Genomic DNA, 21,376 nt, shown 5'->3' with positions numbered 1-21,376 from the left:
AAGCAAGCGCTCTACCAATTGAGCTATGACCCCGCGTAAAAGATTCACCTGTGGAGTAAATCTAAAATCGAAAATCTAAAATCGACTTCAGACACCGAAAGTGGAGTCAAGGAGAATCGAACTCCTGGCCTCTTGCGTGCAAAGCAAGCGCTCTACCAATTGAGCTATGACCCCGCGTAAAAGATTCACCTGTGGAGTAAATCTAAAATCGAAAATCTCAAATCTAAAATCGAATGACCCCGCGTAAAAGATTCACCTGTGGAGTAAATCTAAAATCGAAAATCTCAAATCTAAAATTGGTGTGGTGGATCGCGATCGGATTTGAACCGATATCTTTCTAACAGCCAGTTAGATGCTTTACCAATTAAGCTACGAACCCCAGACAGCAGGAGCGGTAGGACTTGAACCCACAACATTCGAGGTAGAAGCTCGACACTCTATCCAGTTGAGTTACACTCCCATGTTTTTTGTTAATGTGCGATTCCCTACGGGATAGCTGCGCTTCACGCACTTTCCGTGCAAGTTATCAGAGCATTGCGTTTTCTCAGTTACTAGAGGGACTCCGCCGATGAGTTGCTACACACTCTTTAAAGGATGGCTACCTTTAAGCCAACCTGCCGGGTTCAATGCACTCCTCGTTCTCAAACGCCCGCTGATTTTGACAGCGGTACCTTTCCTCTCGTACTAAAGTATGTAGGCTCCAAAGATTGGGACACGCAAAGGGCGTTAGCGAAGCCCTCGAAGAGGATCGCTCTTAATATAAAAAATTATCCATTCAATGGAATCAACCTCCTTAAATTAAATAAAAAACAACGAGAGTGGTAGGACTCGAACCCACAACATCCGCGTCCGAAGCGCGGCGCTCTATCCATTGAGCTACACTCCCATAAACCGATTTTAGATTTTAGATTTTAGATTTTGGATTGAAGAAAACCTCTGGCGATTTTAGATTTCGGATTGAAGAAAACCTCGTTTTAGCCAAGCGGATAACGGGACTCGAACCCGTATCGCGAGTTTGGAAGACTCAGATGCTACCGTTGCACCATATCCGCACTTCAATTAGTTTTACCGATTGTATCTCTTTAACCTCAACATACAGCCTTTACAAAATTGTCAAGTAAGTTTGCGTTGGACTGATGGGTAAAGTTACTAATCGCTGATTTTTTAAATCTAATTCAATTCCCAGGGCTTCTAGAGGAATCACGCCTAATAAAGGATTCATACCTCCGGGCAATTCCAAACACTCAAACGTGCCTTCGCGTCCTACTAAAGAAATTTTAGCATCCTGAAAAATTCTGGCTTTACCAATGCCATTAGCAGTCTCTACATCCACTTCTTTGAGCAATTCTAAACCGAGTTGTGCAATGATACTTGCAGGCAAACACAATGTTGTTGCACCTGTATCAACTAGCACATTATTTAGAGTGACTGAACGGATTTGGTCGGAAGGCATAAATCCTCTGGCTGCGACATTTTGATCGGCGCGGTTAGTCACGGTGAGTGTGGTAATAATTTTTCCCATTGAGGTGTTGTCAGTTGCTAGCATAGTTTAACCTTGAACTACTCAACCTCAATTATGACAATTTTTTGGAAAAATTAGTACGATCGCCCTTAGCTATTTGCTAAACTAGCGCTCGGAGATAAAACACATGAAACTTATACTTACAGCACCCAATACCGAACTATTTGCGGCATTCCAAGAACATTTTTTCTACTTACCCAATCTCGAAATTACCAACAAATGTTTCGAGGATTTAACCGAGTATGACTGTTTGGTGAGTCCCGCTAATTCATTTGGCATGATGGATGGCGGTATCGACGCAGCTATCGTTGGTTTTTTCGGTCATTCTCTGATGGTTAGGGTGCAGCAGCATATCTTGGAAGACTATTTAGGCGAACAACCCGTTGGCACGTCATTCATCATCGAAACTCACCATCCCAAACATCCTTTTCTCGCTCATACTCCCACCATGCGCGTACCTATGTCTGTTGTGGGTACAGACGTTCCGTATGTGGCAATGTGGGCAATGCTATTAACAATTCGGCGCTACAATCGACACGCAAAACGTAAAATTGAGAGTGTCGTTTGTCCGGGTTTAGGAACGGGGATAGGCAGAGTTCCTTATCGCGAAGCCGCGCGGCAAATGGCACTGGCTTACGACTATTTTGTTTATCCCACGCCGTATGTAAACTGTTTTGTTGCGGCCGAACGACAACTGCAAATTTGGGAAGGTGGCGATCGCAATTCTGGCTAAATAGCGATCGTATTTTCCCAAGCAGGTGACAGGAGTTGAACCTGCAAGAAAGCTTTACAAGAGCCTCATGTTGCCAATTACATCACACCTGCATTTTTGGTGGCGGGGGCAGGAGTTGAACCTGCTATTAAGAGGCTTATGAGACCTCCAAGCCTACCCAGGCTACTTCACCCGCGATGTCACCAAATACCCCTGACTGGCATCGAACCAGCACTAACTAGATCCTAAATCTAGCGCCTCTACCGATTGGGCTACAGGGGCAAAACCGATTTGAGATTTGAGATTTGAGATTGAATAAAACCTCATACCCCTGACAGGCCTCGAACCTGCAAAAAACACTCGTTCTGAGCGAGTGATGTTTTCCAATTACATCACAGGGGTAAAGTCGGGATGGTTGGATTTGAACCAACGACTCCATGCTCCCAAAGCATGGCTTCTGGCCGCTGAATTACATCCCGTTCATGCTCCTCGTGAGACTCGAACTCACACTCAAAATAAAACAGATTTTAAGTCTGCCGCGTCTGCCAATTCCGCCACAGGAGCAACTAGAAACTTAGTTAAAAATTTGGTACTCCTAGTGAGATTTGAACTCACACAACACAATTTTTGAAATTGCGGCCTCTACCAATTGGGCTACAGGAGTGTAATTGATCTGCTTTGGTAATAGCAGAACTGGGAAGGCAGGGATCGAACCTGCATTTTGCCGCTTTCAAAGAGCGGTGCCATACCGATTAGGCGACTTCCCAATAATTGGGTACCGGGGTAGGCTTTGAACCTACAGACAGAAACTCCTATTTCAGAGATAGGCGGCTTTACTAATTTGTCTACCAGGCAATTTAAAAAATGGCTGCCCCAGTAGGACTCGAACCTACAACCTAGCGGTTAACAACCGCTTGCTCTACCATTGAGCTATAAGGCAACGCAATCCCCCAAGTCAGTATCGAACTGACGACCTCTTGTTCTTCACACAAGCGCTCTACCAACTGAGCTATCGGGGGAAAACGGAGAAGGAGGGATTTGAACCCTCGACGGCTGTTAAACCGCTCTTTCTTAGCAGGAAAGCGCCTTAAGCCTCTCGGCCACCTCTCCACAGCGAGAACGGAGGGATTTGAACCCTCAATCTTCAGTTTTATTAACTGAGATGTTATCCGGCTACACCACGTTCTCAAAATTGCAACTGCGGATTAAATGCAGTTACAAATGGGTCGGGCTGGAATTGAACCAGCAACGCTTTAAGCTACTGTTTTACAGACAGCTACCCACGCCAATAGGAGGGCCGACCCAAGATAGGATTTTTGGTAGGTCGCCGAGGAATTGAACCTCGATCCATCCGCTTAAAAGGCGGCTGCAAAACCATTCTGCCAACGACCCACGAGAAGTGCTGACGGGAGTTGAACCCGCAATCACTTGGGTGAAAACCAAGCGGCTTAAACCATTTGCCTACAGCACTATAAATTGGCACAGGAACTGAGATTTGAACTCAGAATGCTGGTTTTGGAGACCAGAGTGTTGCCAGTTACACCATCCCTGCTTTTGGTGGCAGCGGCGGGATTTGCACCCGCATTGACCAAGGTATGAACTTGGCGCTTTACTATTAAGCTACGCTGCAATGTCACTTTCGCTTCGTTCCTTTTCAAAGTTAAAAATTTCAATTAAAAGACTGTTAGTTTAATCTTTTAATTTCTAATTTTTAATTCCTGATTGGGAACAGAGGTTAGGGCGGGATTTGAACCCGCGAAAATCGGTTTTGCAGACCGACGCTTTGAGCCACTCAGCCACCTAACCTGGGAGTCCCGACGAGGTTTGCACTCGCAATCTTCACGCCAGAGGGGGAGACGGCTTGACTTTTGCCTACGGGACTTTGACCCCCGCCGAAAAACGGATACTTGCTTTCCGACAGGAGGTGTGGATTTTAGACCAAAGTTCCAGAGTCCAGATTCTTCTCCTGTGGAGTAAATCTAAAATCTAAAATCTAAAATCGACTGACGGGAGTAACGAGACTTGAACTCGCAACCTTTCGCTCGACAGGCGAATGCTCTGACCGGTTGAGCTATACCCCCGCGAAAATGAACAATATTCTGTCCTTGAATTACTCAAGTTGGGACGGGGTGGCGGTTGATTTCGCGTACTACAACCCGATCGGGCTATTGTTGCCGGAGTCTACACCGCCGATGTCCACAATTGTGTGACACGATTAACTTCCTATTCAGTTTTCAAGGTTCATATTGCTCCTGGGGTAAGGCTTTGAAGCTCTTTCCCCTTCGCCATACATTTATACTACATTACGTAGTACAAGACTGTCAAGGGGGTAATACAACTTTTTTTTAAATTGGGTTTTTTAAAGGGGTGTCGATCGCTCCAACAAACCCTCTGCGTCCCCCGTAACCCTTATAAATCAAGAGATTATGTGGCTAAACAGATGTTGTGGCGTAAGGTAAATCTGATGCTGAAACTGTACTACACTCCAATGTCTCTGAATTCTCGCCGTCGCGCGAGGTGGCACTTCTGGAAAATGCGATAATCAGCTTTTAAATATCAAATACTACAAATCAAACCTTGTCTGAATTGCCCTTAACTCCCGTGCCCGCAACCACAGAACCCGATCGCCCAAACCTGCATCACTGGCTACACTCCTTGGATACCTGTCCGAGTACCAACAGTTGGGCGATCGCCCGCGCGGCCCAACTCCACCACGGAGATGCTGTATTTACGAAGCGACAAACCAGCGGGCGCGGCCAACACGGGCGCACCTGGCACGCCCCAAGCGGTGTCTTGACTGTTAGTTTTGTCCTAGAAAACCTCAACCCCAATCTGTTGCCGGGACTCAGTTTAGCAGCGGGTTTAGCGGTGATTTACGCGATCGAAGATTTGGTTCCCGACTGTCGCGATATGCTGCGCCTGAAATGGCCAAACGATGTCTGGATCGATCGCCACAAATTAGCCGGAATTCTCTGCGAAGCTACTTCCGGCAATGTTTCTGGTAAAACTCGCGCGGTTGTGGGAATTGGACTCAACCGCTGCGTAGATTTCGCGGCTGCGGGATTGGATGAAAGGGATCTCGGCAATGCGGTAAGCTTGCATTCTATTGCTAGTACAGTACCGGATGAACTGTGTTTGGTCGATCGACTGCGACACTATTTACTCGAACTAGCCGATATGTTTTCTACCACAGACAAGCCAGTCTCCAAGTCCGGTTTAGCGCTACTTTTGCCGGAATTGCGCCGCCGCGATGCGTTGATTGGCTGCCAGGTGGCGATCGAACTTGCGTCGGAAACCATCTGCGGAGAAGCCGCCGGCATTGACGGATGCGGCCGCTTGCTAATATGCTTGGCGGGCGATCGAATACAAGCCTTTACCTCTGGGCGAGTTCGATTAATTTAAGAGTCATTAGTCAGTAGTCATTAGTCATTAGTCAGTAGTCAGTAGTCATTAGTCATATCCTGTCGATTACCCGAAATCAGGTAGGGGCGGGTTCACCAACAATACCTGCCAATAATTGACAATCTCAAAAACCCGCCCGGCCGGGATATTATGGTCAATCGATCGGACATGATATCAGTAGTCAGGAGTCATTAGTCAACAGTCATTAGTCAACAGTCATTAGTCATTAATCATTAGGGAAAATTCCCAATTAACAATGCCCGATGCCCGATGCCCGATGCCCGATGCCCGATGCCCGATGCCCTATGCCCGATGCCCGATGCCCGATGCCCAATTCCCCATTCCCAATTTTAATTGATCACCTCAAATACTACCAATCTGCTCAGCCACAGCGGTTGATTTGCCTCCACACCTTCGGGACGACCCTTAGTAGAAGCAACTTGTATTCTGTTGCCATTTATCCCTTGTCTAACCAAAATATTTTTCACATTTGTCGCCCTTTCCAGTGCCAAGTTTTGATTTTCGGTCGGACTGCTTTTAAAATCGCTGTAGCCAACTATCCTTAAATTCTTCGTGCGATTTTTCTCCATATATTCCTTGACTTTGCTAAGCTTTTGTGCTACATCTTTCGCCTGCAAACTTGCCGAGCCTGCACCGAAATACACGCGAACTGGCATTATTATCTTTGGTGGCGGTGGAGTTCCTATTATCACTGTATTTGTTACAGACTTCACCCCCGGAATTTTCTCAAAAGCTTGAGTTATTTTCTGAGCATCTGGCACTTGGCTCACACTGCCTGCAACGGCGACTTTTCCCTCTGCATAGCGAGCTGAGATATTAATGCTTTCTACTTTATTCAAAAGAGCTGCTGTCCGCTTGACATCGGCTTCGACTAAAACTGGATCGGGAGGTACTTCAACGGCTATAATTTTATTTTCAATTCTTGATTGTGGAGCCACTTGCTGAGCGATTTTTTCCGCTTTCAATCGCAGATTTTGATTCGGCACTCGTCCCGAAATCTGCAATAATTTATCTTTAACATCTGCCACGATACGATAAACCGATAACTCTGGAGCAGATTGTAATGCTAAATTCGTATCTGCTTCTAAGCTCGCTTCAACTCCGCTGCGGTATTGATGAATTCCCCAAGGTAGGCCAATTAAACCTAACGCTGCCAAACCGATCATGGGTAAAATTGGACGTTTACGAGATTTAACTTTTACCTCTGTATCGATTAATTTTTGCAATTTCGAGTTTACTTCGGGTGGCACAGTTGCTGGATCGCCGTTAAATGACTGAAGTTTATCTCCGTATTCTTGAACAATATTGTTGAATATCGATCGCATTTTATACTTAAACCACTGGCGGGTTTCTCCTTGCATCACTACTGCTAGATAACACGAACCCGCCACTTCCAATACGATCGTAGATGTGCCGTATTCTATTGCATCAATTTCTGCAACATTTCCAGACTGAGATATACAATCGTTGACAAAAGCCCGAATAGCAGTCAGCATCCCAGCCACCATGTCTGATTCTAGCTGTTCGCGTTCAGAATGCTGCACTGCTGAAATTACTAAGCCCGATTGTGTTTGAATTAAAAAAACAGCTTTAACACTGAGTGGTGTTGTTTCTTTCATCAGCAATTCTGCTTCAGAAATTCCCTGTATTTTGGCTTTAATTTTGCGGCTAATTCCCTCTGGACTTAAAGCTGATTCGACTTTTTCATTAATCTCCCGCATCATCTCGGCGATGTATTTTAAAATCGTGCTGCCGATGATCGGATAAAGTGCATCCGACATTGCTTCTCGTTTGAGATGAATTTGCTGTTTGATAGCGGTGGCCATTTCCGGCGCGATCGCCATTGCAATTTCATCGGGCGATTCACTCATTCTGTGGCTGATTCCTACAGTCAGAGCCGGCGATATGGCTACTCCCATCGATTGTCGATTTTCTCTGGTTTTGGTATTAATTATTTCATCAATTATCGGACTTATGGTTTCGACAAATGATTGTCTCGACTCATTAATGGTTTGGAGCATCATTTCGGGAAACATGATTTTAATTCGGGCGATTAATTCTTCCCGATCGCCTCCCCATTCCGCATCAGTAATTTTGCGATCTAGTTCCCCTACTTTATCGTTGAGTCTGTAATTATAACTTACAACTTCATCTAACAATGGTAAAATAGATTCGATGACCGACTTTTGTAGTTGAGCGTGATGGCTAACCATCAGCTCGTCAATCAAAGGTTTCAGTAAATCGGTAAACAAGTCTGTGGATTCATAAATTCGGTGTTCGATCGCCACAATTTTTTGTTCGAGCTTCCCGAGTCTTTGATCGATCCTTTTATTCTGAATGATGGCATCGACAGCGGGGGCGATCGCAGATTCTATCTCTAGCTTTGCTTCCCCGATGCTTCGGGACAGCATTTCTACAATCACTGGCATTATTCTTGCCATCAACCCTTCTATCTCGCCTAAAACTTGCTGCTGAACTTCGACAATCTTAGTTTCATTATTTAATATTTGTGCTGCAATACCGCTGTTTTGAATAGCCGTGTTGACACCAGGTGCGATCGCCTCTCTCACCTCTAACTTTGTCTCCTCGATTTTTCGGTTCAGCGACTCAATCATTAACGGCATTAACCTTGCCATTATATCTTCCGGTTGAGTTTTTTGCTGTCGCTGAAGATTATTTAGTCTACTTTCTACGTCGCTCAATTTTCCTTGAACTTCTCTTTGAAGAATTGCTGACTCTATCAAAGGTTGGATCGTCGCTGCTACTTGTAATTTTGATTCATCGATTTTCTGATTCAGCAAATCTGTTATTGCCGGCATTAGCATCGCCATTATCTCTTCTGGCTTCTGAATTGGCGACTGTTGCGTAGCCAGTCGGCGTTCGATGATGCTCAATACTTTTTCTTCTATTTCTACCCAAGCTATTCTTACCTGTACTGAGGGGGCGACAGCTTCTACCACCTCTAATTTTAATTCACTAATTTTGCGGTTCAGTAAATCGCTAACTACTGGTACTAGCTGCTTGATTAAATCTTCCGGTTGCTGCTGGTAACGCTGCTGAATATTTGCAACTCTATCTTCAATTCTTACTACCTGTTCTTCAAGTCCGTTTTGATTGTGAATTACTTGATTGACTCTCGGTGCGATCGCCGAAGCCACCTCTAACTTAGACTCCTCTACCTTACGGTTGAGCAGATCGCCCACCACCGGCATCAGCCGTTGCATTAACTGTTCTGCATTCGGCAGTGGCTGCTGGTTCAAATTAGCAATCTGATTTTCCCAGTCTGCTAATTTTGCCTCCAACTCGATCCGATTAATTTTATTATTGCTCGCGAGTTCGATCGCCTTTTTTAATTCCAACTTCAACCCATCTAATTCTTCTCTCACTAATTCAGGAATTAACGGTTTCAGCAAAATCATCAACTCTTCGGGCTCAGACATCAGCTTCTCAAAATTTTCTAACCTTTGTTCCACGCTCAAAACATTACTGTAAAATTCCGGTAAATCCCTTTCAAATAGCAATTGTTGCAACTGCTTAAACTGCTCTACTGCTTGTTCTAATTCTTCTTCCGACGGTCGAGTTTTTTTAGTTACTTTCCCCGCTATAGATAAATCGGGTTCCTCATTATTGTTTTCTCGTCTTTGAGATGGGATCTCTTCATCGTTAGTTAATACTTCCGGTACAATACTCGGTGATTCGATCCGAAAAGACAATTGTTTGCGCCGATTTTCGTCATCCTCCAACCGCTGCACCGACTTTTCCGAAAGCGGTAATTTCACCTGGCTTGGCTCTTTTTTGGATTTCTTCAATAACTGAAATTCCGTCAGTATGGTTAGCAATTCCTGAAGCTGCTCTCCAGCTTTAGAACTTGCCAGAGTTGCATCAGAAACCTCTTTTTCTGACTGATATATTTTGCCTGAATTATCATTAGATTCTGCCATACTGCGCTACCAAAAGTTGATTTTAATCCACCGAAGGAAATTACCAGCTTGCTTGCCGCCTCACCCCAGCGAAAATCAATAGGAATGACACAATTTTTCCGAGCGTCTGGCGTACTAAACCTATCGCCCTATTTTAACTGCTGTTCTGCGACTAGCCAACTGGGCCGCCAACTGCAATGCTGCCTTCATGCTGGAGGCATCTGCAAGCCCTTGACCTACAATATCAAAAGCTGTGCCGTGATCCGGAGATGTGCGGACAAAAGGCAAGCCAATTGTAGTGTTGACTGCTTTATCGAAAGCCATCAATTTTACTGGAATCAACCCCTGGTCGTGGTACATTGCCAAGTAACCGTCGTGAGCTTCTGTGGCTAAACCGTACCAAACTTTAGCCGGTTTTACCCACAGGGTATCGGGGGGGACGGGCCCGTCTAACTGCACTTGAGGAAAGCGATCGCGCTGCGTTTCCAACCAAGGTATCATCCAGTCTTGCTCTTCATTTCCCAGTTTGCCATTTTCGCCGCTGTGAGGATTTAAGCCAGAAATCGCAATTTTCGGTCTTTCTAGCCCAAAATCTTCCCGCAAACACTTTACCAGCAATTCTAGTTTTTCGCTCAATAATTCTGGAGTCAAAGCATCGGGGACTTGACGCAGGGAAATATGTGTGGTAGCGAGTAAAGTTACGAGCGTCCAGCCACTGTGGGGAGATGTGGCGGCAAACAGCATTCCGAACCGCTGCGATTTTGCCCTTTCTGCGAGGAGTTCTGTTTGTCCGGGATAATTGTAACCGGCCGCCTGCCAGCAAGTTTTGGAAATCGGGCCGGTCACTATGGCGGAGAATTCGCCGGCGATGGTACGGGCGATCGCACTTTCCATGTAAGCAAAGCTAGCGGCCCCGCTAGCTGCACTACCGACACCGGGGACTATTTCGCCCCACTTGTTGTCTGGTTCAATATCAATAATATTTAATGTTTCGGGATTTGCCGCTTCTGTTGCTGGATTGGTCGATCGCAACTTATCGTAAGTTTGCTGCAAAACTCTCCTAGAACCTATAACCGTTACCCTCAAAGCAGCAGCGGGATCTGCCAATGCCTTGAGAATCACTTCCGGGCCAATTCCCGCCGGATCTCCCAGAGTTACAGCTAGTTTTGATTCCCGATCGAGACTCAAGGCAGTTTTCTCCAACAAAATACAGGAATTTCGGCACTGAAATTTTAGCATTCCTGTACCGGGTTGACCCAAATTATATTATCTTTATTTCATGCGATCGCCCAATTGGACATATATAATCATGAATCCTGAAATTTTCAATGCAGCCTTTTTGTCCTTTTCCCTAATTTTCGTGGGTATAGGTGGAGGCTTCCTCCTGCTCAAATTGCAAGGCGGCGAAGAATAAGTTTTTTTCAACCAATCCTTCAGAAGCCTTCTACCTTCTGCCTTCTAGAGTCTACTTGCTGCCGAAAGTCAGCCTTGTTCCGAATATCTCAAGCCTAAAATGAGAAAATTTCAGGTTTTTGTTAAGTTTTTATAACAAACTTAACAAAAACCTGATACCATCTTATAGAAAGTTTAAGATTCATAATTAATCCCTAGATGACTTTATTGATTTTAGGTGCCACCGGCACTCTCGGCCGCCAGATAGCCCGCCGCGCCCTAGACGAGGGCTACCAGGTGCGCTGTTTAGTCAGAAGTTACAGAAAAGCTGCATTTTTGAAAGAATGGGGCGCTGAACTCGTACCGGGGAACCTTTGCCAGCCAGACAGTCTGCCTCCGGCCCTAGAAGGCGTCACTGCTATTATCGATGCAGCAACAGCCAGTGCAGCCGATTCTGTCAGCATCAAAAGAGTAGACTGGGACGGAAAAGTATCGCTGATCCAAGCAGCAGCAGCAGCAGGCATCAAGCGTTACATATTCTTTTCCTTTCTCGACGCGGAGAAATATCCTCAAGTCCCCTTGTTGGAAATTAAGCGCTGTACCGAATTGTTCTTAGCAGAATCCGGTCTAGACTACACAATCTTGAGACCTTGCGGCTTTTTGCAAGGACTGGTGAGCCTGTATGCAATGCCGATTTTGGACAATCAGGCAGTCTGGCTGCCCAACAAGCCATCCGCCCTTGCCTACATGAACACTCAAGACGTTGCTAAATTTGCCGTCCGGGCCCTTTCCGTTCCCGAAACCGAGAAAAAAAGCTTTCCGGTGGTGGGAAATCGCGCTTGGGATGCTGACGAAATCGTGCGGTTGTGCGAACGGCTGTCAGGGAAGCAAGCCAAAATTACGCGCACCCCAGACGCCTTGTTGAAGGCTACTCGTCAATTTGCTAAGTTCTTTCAGTGGAGTTGGAACGTAGCTGACAGATTGGCTTTTTCAGAAGTTTTGGCAGCCGGAAAACCCTTGAAAGCTCCGATGGATGATGTTTACAGTGTCTTCGGAATCGACCCCAAAGAAACTACTACTTTGGAGTCTTATCTCGAAGAATACTTTAATCTGATTATGAAGAAGCTCAAGGAAATAGAGTACGAGCAGCTTAAAACTAAAAAACGGAGTAAACAAAAAATGCCCTTTACATTTTAAAGTGCCGAAAGCTGGGATTATATACAACGACGTTAAACCTGTGGCTTGTCGCATCGCCGCAGAGTTGGAAGACAAGCTGACTGCCCGCGGCTGGGAGGTTTGCTCGGTTTCTGGTTCGGGAGGAATTCTGGGCTATTCTAGCCCCGATCGCCCCCTGTGCCACACTCAGATCGAACAACTCGTCCCCCCCGGTTTTGACAGCGACATGGAGTTTGCAGTGGTTTTGGGCGGCGACGGTACGGTGCTGTCGGCCTTTCGCCAAGTCGCTCCCATCGGAGTGCCACTGCTGACTGTCAATACCGGTCATATGGGCTTTTTGACAGAAACTTACCTGAACTTGCTGCCGCAAGCTTTGGAAAAGGTAATCGCCGGAGAATACGAAATAGAAGAAAGATCAATGCTGGCCGTGCGGCTGTTTCGAGAAAACGACTGCCTCTGGGAAGCCCTTTGTCTGAATGAAATGGTGCTGCACCGGGAACCGCTGACTTGTATGTGTCATTTTGAAGTGGCGATCGGCCAGCACGCTTCCGTTGACATTGCAGCAGATGGGGTAATTATCTCGACTCCGACTGGATCGACGGCTTACGCGCTGTCTGCCGGCGGCCCTGTCATCATTCCCGGAGTGCCGGTGTTGCAGTTGCTGCCTATTTGCCCGCATTCAATGGCTTCGCGGGCTTTGGTGTTTTCCAACACCGAGCCGATCAAGATTTTGCCGGCGAGTCCAAACCGCCTGGTAATGGTGGTAGATGGTAACGGCGGATGTTATGTTTTGCCGGAGGATTGGGTGCAAGTCGAGCGAGCTCCGTACCCAGCCCGCTTTATTCGGGTGCAATCTTTTGAGTTTTTCCACATTTTGCGGGAAAAATTGGGCTGGGGCTTGCCTCACATTGCTAAACCGAGTTCCGTTGAGTTGCCTTGATATTTGTTGGTAATGAGCGGAGGGCTAAAGTCCCCTCACTTCGGCTACGCTCAGTACGTCGCCTTTTAGGGCGGCTTTTTCTTTGTTTTTGGGCAGGATAAAGTTTGATCGGAATCTCCTACGGAATCCTTAATTCTCGATCGAGATTCCGAACCATCTCCAAACTCAGGCAGCGTTTATGACATAACGGTATAGTTGGAGTGTCTTCATTTCTATTCACTCTGCTTAGGACGGATTTCAAATTCTGAACGTGCCCGGAAGAAACAGACATCAAACTCGAAGAAGAAATTAGCTTGCCCCAAAATCAAAGGTACATTGGTTGCTTGTGTCCAGGCAAATGCCAGGTTAAGCGTTGGGAATGAACTAACTCGAGCATTAACAACGACTGCGCGGGCTTCAAATCGAGCCAAATTCCCAGCCAATACGACTGAGAGTGTCTCATTTTCCCAGACTAAGCCCAGTTGTAGCCCTAACTCGTAGGGCAAAACATTAACGCTTGCGCCTGTATCTAGTAAGCCCTCAGCGTTCAAGGATTGACCGTTCAGGCTGAGTGTCAATGGTAGATACGGCATTCGATCGACCATGCCAAGACTGCTGTCAATGATTTTGTAGGGAAATCTCTGAGCGTCAATCATTCTGTTCTTGTTGTTTTGTCGTCAGAAGATTCATTAAAACATTGGCAGCCTCAGAGCAATTGTAAGGCGACCAGACCGGATACTCTCGATCGGCAACAAAAAAGTTTGTTGCATCTTCTTCTTTGACCAGTTCTGTTGCTAGAAACTGCATCAGCCGAAGCTTGTCAATTTTTGAAAGTTCCTGGATTTTGGACTTTAGTTCAGCCAATGGCATTTGAAAATCTCCTAGTTTGATGTTTGGTGAAAAGCTTTCTGGGAGTGAAAGAATCCAGGTTCCTGCTTAATTTGTGTTTGTAGTAAGGGCTAAAGCCCTTACTATGAAATTATAGCAACTGCCAAGGCGATTATGATTATAGGGCGAAGCATTATTTGTCATTTTCATTCCTACGCAAAGAAACCGGGTTTCTCTGAAAAATCCAAGTTTCCCAACGAGATATCTAGGAAGAAACCCGGTTTCTGGCCTCGGCGCACTAATCCCCCATTCCCTCCAATCTCAGCAAATGCACCCGGCCCAGGCGATATTCAATAGTAGAAAATTAGAATCGCTTACTCCCAAATTAGACTCAAATACAGACTTTTTACCCATTCCTGAAAACAAACAAAAATTCCTTATTCATTTAAGCTGGAGGGAATATCGTTGCTTGAATTTCTAACGATTGTTTGTCACTTTCAATTAAACCGTTCTGATTGGGAGGATTGCGTTCCATATAAATAGTTACTAAATCCTCAATAAAAACATCGTAAATTTCTTGAGGTATCCTAGAAGTTAAAGAAATCCACTCTTTTTCAAGGTGTTGCTTTATTTCTATTTTGCTGTTATGCTTTAACGGTAGGGAAAAAACCTCTACGCTATTCGTACAAAATCCTACAGTTTGTAACATTTCTTTATAGTCAGCAGGCGAATAAAACTGATAATGAAAATTTTTTAATTCTTTCCACTTACTATGCAGGAGTAATTCTTGCACAATAAACTGAATAGAATTGTTAGAGCCTTCACTTAAAAACAATAGTAAAATTTTCCCTGAAGGCTTGAGCGCTTCTTTAAACCTTGTCAGCAGAGGGATATGATCGTGGATATAATGAAGAGCTTCAAAAGAAACAATCACGTCAAATGATTTTTCAAATTCAAGGCTTCTCGCATCGCCTAATTGAAATTCTACATTCGGGTGATTTTCTCGATTAAACTTACCTTTAGCAAATTCTATAATTTCTGGAAAACAATCAAGGCCAATAACATAACCTTGGGGCAAATATTTGGAAATTTCTACAGTTAGTCTCCCGTCTCCACATCCTACGTCTAGGATTTTTTCGTCACCTCGCAATTGGAGTTGTGATATTAAATCCTTTATCCGAAAATGAAAGGAACAAGGGTTATTGTAGTAAGATTCTATAGAAGATGAATACATAGCTAAAAAATATCAATTCCCAATTTCTTGCTTACTATCAATAATTTACACTATATCATGCCTAGTCGTCAAGCGGAGCTTGTTTATGTGCTACAGACAAAAATCTGCCAATCTTCCGCAGTTAATCCTGTAACTTTATCGAACTCCTTAGTGGATTTCATGCCAACATCTCTAACATGAAGCGAATTTGGGAAAAGGTCATTCAAACGGAGTGGCAAATTGGGAGATAGATTTTCATCAAAAAGTAATTTCATGCGGATAAGGTCGCGGTCATAAACCGACGCTCGCGGTCAGCAGCATAAGCAATGCAGGCTTTTAAATCTTCTCGCGTCAGATCGGGAAAATCGTCGAGAATTTCTGCTTCGGTCATCTCGGAAGCCAGGTACTCAAGCACTTCATAAACCGTAATTCGCAAGCCGCGTACACAAGGCTTACCACCGCGTTTATTTGCTTCGATCGTGATGTGGTTTCGGTAGTTCATAGTGGGAATTTTTGAGAATCTCCTCGTTAGAGGTTTGGCGAAAAGATTAGATATACTAGCTTGTTACATGGGTGCGCGATCGAATAATTGTATTGCAGTTGCGGTACAATACTAGATATAATCGAGTAATACCGCAGCTCGATCGTGTATGTCAACCGCTTCTTAATTATATTTTAGATTAGAGTCGATCGCACACCCTCGGCGATCACAAAAATCGAGACATTCATCACAACTTCTTCACGCACGAATAACTGTAACAGTTCGCCCCATTGGTGTCAGATGAATTTCAGTATTCAATCGTTCTTCTAATTCGAGCGCATTCTCGCGTCGATCGAATATCACCAACCACCCCTCATCTTGTCCCAATCGAGCCAAATATCCATCTAACTGTTGCAACCCTTTACTCAACGGATCGACTTTCCGAGTTCGCCAAACCTTCAGTTCAATTCCCAATGTTACCTCACCATAACGCAAACATAAATCCATTCTGTCGCGTCCGATCGCATATTCCCGCTCCAATGTTCCCCCACCATTAATCACCCGATGCAGAAATGCCATCAACACTAAATGAGGGGCTATTTCGGGATAAGATGCACTTTTGAGTAACGGTTCGCCATGCTGTAGCCAAAATTCCAGAAAAGTTTTGAGTAACGCTTGCGTGTCTAATTTGCCTTCATGAGTCAACCAACTCGGTGCAATTTGCGGCAGAGAAGCCATTGGCGTTACGGTGAGCACGCGCGGCAAAACTTCGCGATAAATTGGGTTAGCGATCGTCAATCCACCCTGAACATCCATCTTACACAAACCCAAATCGATTAAAAACTGAATATCATCATTGGGGATATTGCCCAGTTCCAAACCTGCCAACATCGGCTCGATAATGGCTTTAACTCGGTTTTCGCGCAGTCGTTCTGCCAAACTATCTAAATGCGTATCTTGTCGTTTTATGAGAATTTCTTTGGCTTCTAAAATATGGTCGGGTGTAATAGCGATCGATTCATCTGTTACTAATTCTTCTACAATTTCCTTAGCTAAAGCATTCACTAACCAAGGTTGTCCCTGAGTCAGTTCAAAAGCTAAGGCTACGGCTTCAGGTGTAAAAACTTGTCCGGTATCTTGGGTATGTTGCGCGTAGAGCTCCGCGACTTCTGAGGCATTAAAATCTCTGAGAGTAATCGATCGCACTTTAATATTAAACGGACTCGATGTATGGAGTCGATCGCTTCCCCCCGCAGCCACTTTGTAATCGCGAACATCCCGCAAACCAATTAAACCCACCGATTGCGGAAACGCTTTCGGGCGATTGGGATAACCATCGCGTAATTGGCGCAGAATAGAAATCAACGCTTGGTCTTGTAGTGCGTCAATTTCATCAATGAAAATGACCAAAGGACGAGGAGAAGATTGTGCCCACAGACTGAGTACATGGCCGATTTGCTGTCCCGGTTCCGACGAGGGCCAAGCAGGCGGCTGCAATTCTGGGGGAAGTCGAATCGAAATCGCCCGTCGCCAAGCCCCCAAAATAGCCTCTTCTGCACCAGCAATGTCTTGACTGAAGGGTGCGCCCACTTCAACTGACAGCATCACGGCGGTGTATTGTCCGCTTTCGGTGAGTTGTTGGGCTAATGCCAGCATAGCGGTGGTTTTCCCCACTTGCCGGGGTGCATGGATGACGAAATAGTTGCGTTGAGCTATTAACCGTTCTAAGCTTGGTAAGCGTACCGTGGGCGACAGTGCGTAATGAATGTCTTCTTGGCATGGGCCAGCAGTATTGAACCAACGTGGCATAGGTCAACTGGGGCGAATGGGGCTGCTCTCAGTTTACTGTACTGTTATTGGAATGGCGTTCTAGTTGTTAAGCGGGGGTTTGTAACTCTCGGTACCAGATGAAACTCTCTCAGAGCGAAAGTCGTGCTCGATTCTTGATTCAAAGGACCTCTTGCAAAAATAATTAGGACGGGCTCTTGGGCCCATCCCACAAAATTTATTTTTTATTGTGGGATGGGCCCAAGAGCCCGTCCCATCAATAGATGAAAAGGATTTTTTGCAATAGATATAAAGAACGGAAGAACCCCAACTGCAAACAGATAAAGTTTTATTCTTCCACGCGATAGCCCAATTCTGCCAAACGAGTACGCGACTGCCGCCACTTCGGCTGCACCTTGACAAATAACTCCAAATATACTTTGCCTTCAATTAACTTTTGAATCTGTTCCCGCGCCGCACTGCCGATCGACTTGAGCATACTGCCGCTTTTACCGATTAAAATACCTTTTTGGGAATCCCGTTCGACGTGAATTGTCGCCAGAATGCGCGTAATTTTTGCTTCTTCTTGAACTATGTCGATCGCGATTGCTACGGAATGCGGTACTTCTTCCCGCGTCAGCAGCAAAATCTGTTCCCGAATCAATTCACCCATAATAAAGCGTTCCGGCTGGTCAGTCACCAAATCGGGCGGATAATAATAAGGCCCAACCTCCAAATGTTCGATTAACAATTGTTGCAGCGACTCGACACCCTCGCCCGTGAGAGCCGAAAATTTCACTACAGGCCACTCAGGATTGACAATTTGCTCGTAAGTTCGATCGATCAACACGGAATCCTCCGGTTGTTCGTCCAACTTATTCATCCCCAAAATCACCGGAACTTTGCAATTGCTGAGAATTTCGATAATATATCGATCGCCCCCTCCCGATTCCACCGAACCATCCACCACAAACAGCACCACATCCACCGACTGAATCGCGGTGCGGGCATTCTGCACCAAAACCTTGCCCAATTGGTGATGCGGCTTGTGAATTCCGGGAGTATCTACAAAAATAATTTGTGCTTCCGGTGTCGTTAGGATGCCCCGCAGCCTGTTACGTGTCGTCTGAGACACCGGCGAAGTAATAGCAATTTTCTGCCCCACCAACTGATTCATCAGCGTTGATTTTCCGACATTCGGGCGTCCGATAATACCCACAAAGCCCGATTTGTAACCCGCCGGAGCCGCGGGAACACCCATAATGTCCGATACGTCGATAAATTTACTATCTTCCACTAAAATCACCTATTTTCAAGCCCCTTCTCTGTCTATTGTCGCCTGAAAATACTCAAACGCCCATCGATGCACTGTAGCATCTTTCTCGCCCTGGTATAGCCCGCAACACTCAAAGCTCGATCGAGCCGCTTTCCCAGTGTTAAAACAGGATACGCGATCGGCAAAACTTGATATCTGAGACAAAATTTGATAAAGTTCCAATGACATCGCTCAAAAATGAATCATTCTGGTAAAACCGACTCCCCAATGCTGTAACAACTTCAGATGTGTAAATATCTAACTCAACTGAAACTTTTCTACAGCTTGTCAGGCCAACCAGTTTTAACATTTTTGAGAATGTTTGGTAATAAATTAGGTAAGTTGAACTCAAACTCAAAAGCTCAATATCATCAGGCGCTTTCTCAATAAAAGCTAGTGTATTTTGAGCATACCTAAATTAGTGCTAATCGTCATAAAGTTGAGGAGATGAATCGAATGAAATCGAAATTATTTTGGAGTGCCTGCACCGTTTTGGTAGCAAGCTTGCCTGTTCCCGCATTGGCTCAAACAAGCCCTCCCACCAGCCCTCAAGCAGGTATTGACTACAAGGGTGGATCGAAGAAATACCAGTTAGTACCGGGCAGAATCCAAGACAGAACCTTGCCCAGAGCCTTTGATTTTCCAATTATTACCAATGTTGGTACTGACACTAGCATCACCTCGGATTTCCTAATTACCGATCAGTTTCGCGCCCCAGCGGGTCGTACAGAATACACCGGAGCTCTCACCTCCTGGGCAACATCAATCAGAGAATGTCTGGCAAAACAACCGCTGTTGATTCGAGCCAGCACTAAGAACCCGATTCAGATTAATGGTAAAGTAGGCACGATTGTCAGAAACGCAAATAACCGTGCAGTTTGCAAATAAGCCAGCAATATCACAGGGGCTAAATTGACCGTAATTGCTGTAAGGGCGGGTTCACCAATATCTCCCATGCAAGCATCGATACAGTAAACCCGTCACCGCAGCGATATTGGGGTCAATCGAGGCCAGTGGAGATAACTTCCGCTATCTAAAGATAAAAACTAGAGAGTGTTTTTGAACAAAAAGAGCAATAGAAAACCTATTGCTCTTTTTGTTGGCGAAATTTCTATTAATATCTATTAGGACTTATATCATGTCCGGTCAATTAACCATGATTCCTGTAGGGGCGGGTTCGCCAAGATATTGAATAGAAACGGGAAAATCTGTAAACCCGCCCCGGCCTTTAATCGCGGTCAATCTATGGGACATGATATTAATGATATCGGCTGAAACGACATCATAATAAGAGGTTTGTAGTGAGGAATGCAAGTCCTTATCAAAGTTTAAGGACTTGCATTCCTCACTGCAAACGAGATAATTACGCAGAAACCAGCTTGTTTCCCAAAAATCCCGTGGAACCGGAGGGATATGGATTTTAACACCTGGTTTATGAAAGTTTGTCTGCGTAATTCACGATTTAGGAGCGCAAAATTCATGTGTACTCAGTAAAATTTCGCCATAATCAGGAATCCAAGCTAGCCACTGTTCTTCCGAAGATTCACACAACAGCCACGCTTCGTCAAAGCTGAATGCGGTTGGCGGATTGAACAATTTAACCCACATAGAAGGAGCCAATTTTGGTGCAGGTACGGCGCAGCCAAATCTTTCCCAGTCGCTGACACTGGCGAAGCTTCCGGGTGTTGGTTGGGATTGCCAAGTACGAATATCTGTTTGCAGTTTCATCACAACTCCTTTTGGGCTAAGACTCTGAACCAGGGCGCGGTTGAAACAACCTAGAGCGAAGGCGCAGATAAATTTTGATTATGTAGTCTATGTTACGGAATTATCTAGGCGAATGTGTAAGGTTGTAGCAAAAATTTACAATCGAGAGGAAAAAACTGGCTCAAAGCTGAAAAGGTCGATCGGCTATTGTTCAGCTCGGCAACGATCGCCTACCATAACAAACAACACCTGATATCGTTTCCGGCGGCATCGGAATGATAAATTAGAGGGCAATTCATGAAGGATTGTTACAAGTCGCCACCTATCTCGGCGCAATTTTCAGTTGTTCGATTCACAGTCAACAGTCAACAGTCAACAGTCAACATCATTCCGGTGCAACCGGAATTGATATGATTTATTCCAAAAATTCCGACATGAACCAAACTGCAAAATCCCAGTGGAAAACTCTAGATCGCTTTGTAGAAATCAACTCTCATTGGGTAAAACTAATCGCGGAACATCTCGAAACAACCGAAGGAAAAACAGTAGAATATTGGCGAGTAGAAAGAGCAGATTCAGTTGTAATCTTGACCATTCAAGCTGACAAATTGCTGTTTCCCCCACCGATGTATCGCCCCGGCGTGGCAGAAGCAACCCTCGATTTTCCCGGCGGTCGCGTACCAGCAGAAGCCACGCCAGCAGAAGCCGTTCCAGCTATAATCAAGAAAGAATTAGGCGTGACAGAAAGTGCGATCGCCCGCATCGAACCGATCAACACCGTCGGCTGGGAAATAAACAGTTCCTTCTCCAATCAAAAACTCTACGGTTTTGTTGCAGAATTGCACCCGACAGCAACAGTAAACCCCGAACTTCTCGGTGCTGAATATCCTGTCACCCCAGACGGAATTCGCGACTTGCTCAAAAAATTAACTTGCCTCCAATGTCGAGCCTTACTGCTAGAATGGCAAAATCAAGTCGATTTTAGATTTTAGATTTTAGAT

18 protein-coding genes and 23 tRNA genes are annotated in these 21,376 nt (G+C 45.2%); 7 read left to right on the top strand and 34 right to left on the bottom strand.

Annotation, left to right across the window (positions count from 1 at the left end):
* Positions 1–101: 101 nt before the first annotated feature.
* From QT990_RS04375 to QT990_RS04350, 6 genes are all read right to left on the bottom strand, one after another.
* Positions 102–174, bottom strand: a tRNA-Ala gene (locus QT990_RS04375).
* Positions 175–302: 128 nt separating this feature from the next.
* Positions 303–379, bottom strand: a tRNA-Ala gene (locus QT990_RS04370).
* A gap of 7 nt (positions 380–386) precedes the next feature.
* Positions 387–460 (bottom strand) — tRNA-Arg (locus QT990_RS04365).
* 353 nt (positions 461–813) lie between these two features.
* Positions 814–886, bottom strand: a tRNA-Arg gene (locus QT990_RS04360).
* Between the two features lie 95 nt (positions 887–981).
* Positions 982–1,052, bottom strand: a tRNA-Gly gene (locus QT990_RS04355).
* A 50-nt stretch (positions 1,053–1,102) separates the two neighbouring features.
* Entirely contained in the window at positions 1,103–1,546 is a 444-nt protein-coding gene (locus tag QT990_RS04350; RefSeq protein WP_333101624.1) for a retroviral-like aspartic protease family protein, read from the bottom strand.
* Between the two features lie 103 nt (positions 1,547–1,649).
* Between QT990_RS04350 and QT990_RS04345 the strand changes: the two genes are divergently transcribed.
* A complete protein-coding gene (locus tag QT990_RS04345; RefSeq protein WP_333145295.1) occupies positions 1,650–2,255 on the top strand; it encodes a macro domain-containing protein in 606 nt (201 codons plus the stop codon).
* Between the two features lie 20 nt (positions 2,256–2,275).
* On the opposite strand, the gene QT990_RS04340 is transcribed toward QT990_RS04345, so the two are convergent.
* From QT990_RS04340 to QT990_RS04255, 18 genes are all read right to left on the bottom strand, one after another.
* Positions 2,276–2,347: transfer RNA gene (locus tag QT990_RS04340), tRNA-Thr, on the bottom strand.
* Between the two features lie 95 nt (positions 2,348–2,442).
* Positions 2,443–2,516, bottom strand: a tRNA-Leu gene (locus QT990_RS04335).
* Positions 2,517–2,640: 124 nt separating this feature from the next.
* Positions 2,641–2,713 (bottom strand) — tRNA-Pro (locus QT990_RS04330).
* 4 nt (positions 2,714–2,717) lie between these two features.
* Positions 2,718–2,798 (bottom strand) — tRNA-Leu (locus tag QT990_RS04325).
* A gap of 23 nt (positions 2,799–2,821) precedes the next feature.
* Positions 2,822–2,898: transfer RNA gene (locus QT990_RS04320), tRNA-Leu, on the bottom strand.
* A 29-nt stretch (positions 2,899–2,927) separates the two neighbouring features.
* Positions 2,928–3,001 (bottom strand) — tRNA-Gln (locus QT990_RS04315).
* A gap of 5 nt (positions 3,002–3,006) precedes the next feature.
* A tRNA-Gln gene (locus tag QT990_RS04310) sits at positions 3,007–3,089 on the bottom strand.
* 10 nt (positions 3,090–3,099) lie between these two features.
* Positions 3,100–3,174 (bottom strand) — tRNA-Asn (locus QT990_RS04305).
* Positions 3,175–3,180: 6 nt separating this feature from the next.
* Positions 3,181–3,253 (bottom strand) — tRNA-Phe (locus tag QT990_RS04300).
* A 4-nt stretch (positions 3,254–3,257) separates the two neighbouring features.
* Positions 3,258–3,344: transfer RNA gene (locus QT990_RS04295), tRNA-Ser, on the bottom strand.
* Positions 3,345–3,348: 4 nt separating this feature from the next.
* A tRNA-Tyr gene (locus QT990_RS04290) sits at positions 3,349–3,422 on the bottom strand.
* 34 nt (positions 3,423–3,456) lie between these two features.
* Positions 3,457–3,538 (bottom strand) — tRNA-Tyr (locus QT990_RS04285).
* 13 nt (positions 3,539–3,551) lie between these two features.
* Positions 3,552–3,626 (bottom strand) — tRNA-Lys (locus tag QT990_RS04280).
* Between the two features lie 5 nt (positions 3,627–3,631).
* Positions 3,632–3,705 (bottom strand) — tRNA-Glu (locus QT990_RS04275).
* Positions 3,706–3,711: 6 nt separating this feature from the next.
* Positions 3,712–3,786, bottom strand: a tRNA-Trp gene (locus QT990_RS04270).
* 3 nt (positions 3,787–3,789) lie between these two features.
* Positions 3,790–3,864, bottom strand: a tRNA-Met gene (locus tag QT990_RS04265).
* Positions 3,865–3,966: 102 nt separating this feature from the next.
* Positions 3,967–4,040: transfer RNA gene (locus QT990_RS04260), tRNA-Cys, on the bottom strand.
* Positions 4,041–4,241: 201 nt separating this feature from the next.
* Positions 4,242–4,315 (bottom strand) — tRNA-Asp (locus QT990_RS04255).
* 496 nt (positions 4,316–4,811) lie between these two features.
* Between QT990_RS04255 and QT990_RS04250 the strand changes: the two genes are divergently transcribed.
* Positions 4,812–5,636 (top strand): biotin--[acetyl-CoA-carboxylase] ligase, encoded by an 825-nt coding sequence (locus QT990_RS04250; RefSeq protein ID WP_333145297.1) that lies wholly within the window; start codon positions 4,812–4,814, stop codon positions 5,634–5,636.
* Between the two features lie 350 nt (positions 5,637–5,986).
* Here the strand turns inward: QT990_RS04250 and QT990_RS04245 are convergent, their stop codons facing one another.
* Positions 5,987–9,598, bottom strand: coding sequence for an OmpA family protein (locus tag QT990_RS04245; protein WP_333309267.1), 3,612 nt, complete (start codon positions 9,596–9,598; stop codon positions 5,987–5,989).
* Positions 9,599–9,718: 120 nt separating this feature from the next.
* Complete coding sequence (pdxA, locus tag QT990_RS04240; RefSeq protein WP_333309269.1) at positions 9,719–10,816, bottom strand: 4-hydroxythreonine-4-phosphate dehydrogenase PdxA; 1,098 nt, start codon at positions 10,814–10,816, stop codon at positions 9,719–9,721.
* A gap of 40 nt (positions 10,817–10,856) precedes the next feature.
* Between pdxA and petM the strand changes: the two genes are divergently transcribed.
* The 3 genes from petM to QT990_RS04225 all read left to right on the top strand — a co-directional run bounded on the left by petM (position 10,857) and on the right by QT990_RS04225 (position 13,085).
* Positions 10,857–10,991 carry a cytochrome b6-f complex subunit PetM gene (petM, locus tag QT990_RS04235; protein ID WP_445242817.1) on the top strand — a complete coding sequence of 45 codons (135 nt, stop codon included), beginning with the start codon at positions 10,857–10,859 and terminating at the stop codon, positions 10,989–10,991.
* Positions 10,992–11,188: 197 nt separating this feature from the next.
* Complete coding sequence (locus QT990_RS04230; protein WP_333309271.1) at positions 11,189–12,166, top strand: NmrA family NAD(P)-binding protein; 978 nt, start codon at positions 11,189–11,191, stop codon at positions 12,164–12,166.
* A 1-nt stretch (position 12,167) separates the two neighbouring features.
* Complete coding sequence (locus QT990_RS04225; RefSeq protein ID WP_333464972.1) at positions 12,168–13,085, top strand: NAD(+) kinase; 918 nt, start codon at positions 12,168–12,170, stop codon at positions 13,083–13,085.
* A 212-nt stretch (positions 13,086–13,297) separates the two neighbouring features.
* On the opposite strand, the gene QT990_RS04220 is transcribed toward QT990_RS04225, so the two are convergent.
* The 7 genes from QT990_RS04220 to era form a co-directional block, all read right to left on the bottom strand.
* Positions 13,298–13,720 carry an aspartyl protease family protein gene (locus QT990_RS04220; protein WP_332954395.1) on the bottom strand — a complete coding sequence of 141 codons (423 nt, stop codon included), beginning with the start codon at positions 13,718–13,720 and terminating at the stop codon, positions 13,298–13,300.
* Entirely contained in the window at positions 13,713–13,934 is a 222-nt protein-coding gene (locus QT990_RS04215) for a hypothetical protein (protein ID WP_333463402.1), read from the bottom strand. The genes QT990_RS04220 and QT990_RS04215 overlap by 8 nt, the downstream gene beginning before the upstream one ends.
* A 403-nt stretch (positions 13,935–14,337) precedes the next feature.
* The gene (locus QT990_RS04210) at positions 14,338–15,126 is read right to left on the bottom strand and encodes a class I SAM-dependent methyltransferase (protein WP_333464971.1); all 789 of its coding nucleotides are present in this window, start codon (positions 15,124–15,126) and stop codon (positions 14,338–14,340) included.
* A gap of 83 nt (positions 15,127–15,209) precedes the next feature.
* Positions 15,210–15,380, bottom strand: coding sequence for a DUF5615 family PIN-like protein (locus tag QT990_RS04205; protein WP_333464970.1), 171 nt, complete (start codon positions 15,378–15,380; stop codon positions 15,210–15,212).
* The gene (locus QT990_RS04200; protein WP_006634608.1) at positions 15,377–15,607 is read right to left on the bottom strand and encodes a DUF433 domain-containing protein; all 231 of its coding nucleotides are present in this window, start codon (positions 15,605–15,607) and stop codon (positions 15,377–15,379) included. Before QT990_RS04200 ends, QT990_RS04205 begins: the two co-directional genes overlap by 4 nt.
* A 237-nt stretch (positions 15,608–15,844) precedes the next feature.
* Complete coding sequence (locus tag QT990_RS04195; RefSeq protein ID WP_333464969.1) at positions 15,845–17,395, bottom strand: ATP-binding protein; 1,551 nt, start codon at positions 17,393–17,395, stop codon at positions 15,845–15,847.
* 307 nt (positions 17,396–17,702) lie between these two features.
* Positions 17,703–18,614, bottom strand: a complete 912-nt coding sequence (gene era, locus QT990_RS04190; RefSeq protein ID WP_333203517.1) for a GTPase Era — start codon at positions 18,612–18,614, stop codon at positions 17,703–17,705.
* 510 nt (positions 18,615–19,124) lie between these two features.
* On the opposite strand from era, the gene QT990_RS04185 reads away from it, so the two are divergent.
* The gene (locus QT990_RS04185) at positions 19,125–19,556 is read left to right on the top strand and encodes a hypothetical protein (RefSeq protein ID WP_333464968.1); all 432 of its coding nucleotides are present in this window, start codon (positions 19,125–19,127) and stop codon (positions 19,554–19,556) included.
* A gap of 567 nt (positions 19,557–20,123) precedes the next feature.
* Here QT990_RS04185 and QT990_RS04180 read toward each other — a convergent pair.
* Entirely contained in the window at positions 20,124–20,396 is a 273-nt protein-coding gene (locus QT990_RS04180) for a hypothetical protein (protein ID WP_333464967.1), read from the bottom strand.
* A gap of 284 nt (positions 20,397–20,680) precedes the next feature.
* On the opposite strand from QT990_RS04180, the gene QT990_RS04175 reads away from it, so the two are divergent.
* Positions 20,681–21,367, top strand: a complete 687-nt coding sequence (locus QT990_RS04175; RefSeq protein WP_333145308.1) for an NUDIX hydrolase — start codon at positions 20,681–20,683, stop codon at positions 21,365–21,367.
* Positions 21,368–21,376: the final 9 nt, after the last annotated feature.

The organism is Microcoleus sp. T3_B1 (genome assembly GCF_036700445.1).
Lineage (GTDB): Bacteria > Cyanobacteriota > Cyanobacteriia > Cyanobacteriales > Microcoleaceae > Microcoleus.
The sequence above is the reverse complement of the archived record's forward strand: the minus strand, read 5'-3'. Positions and strand labels throughout refer to the sequence as shown.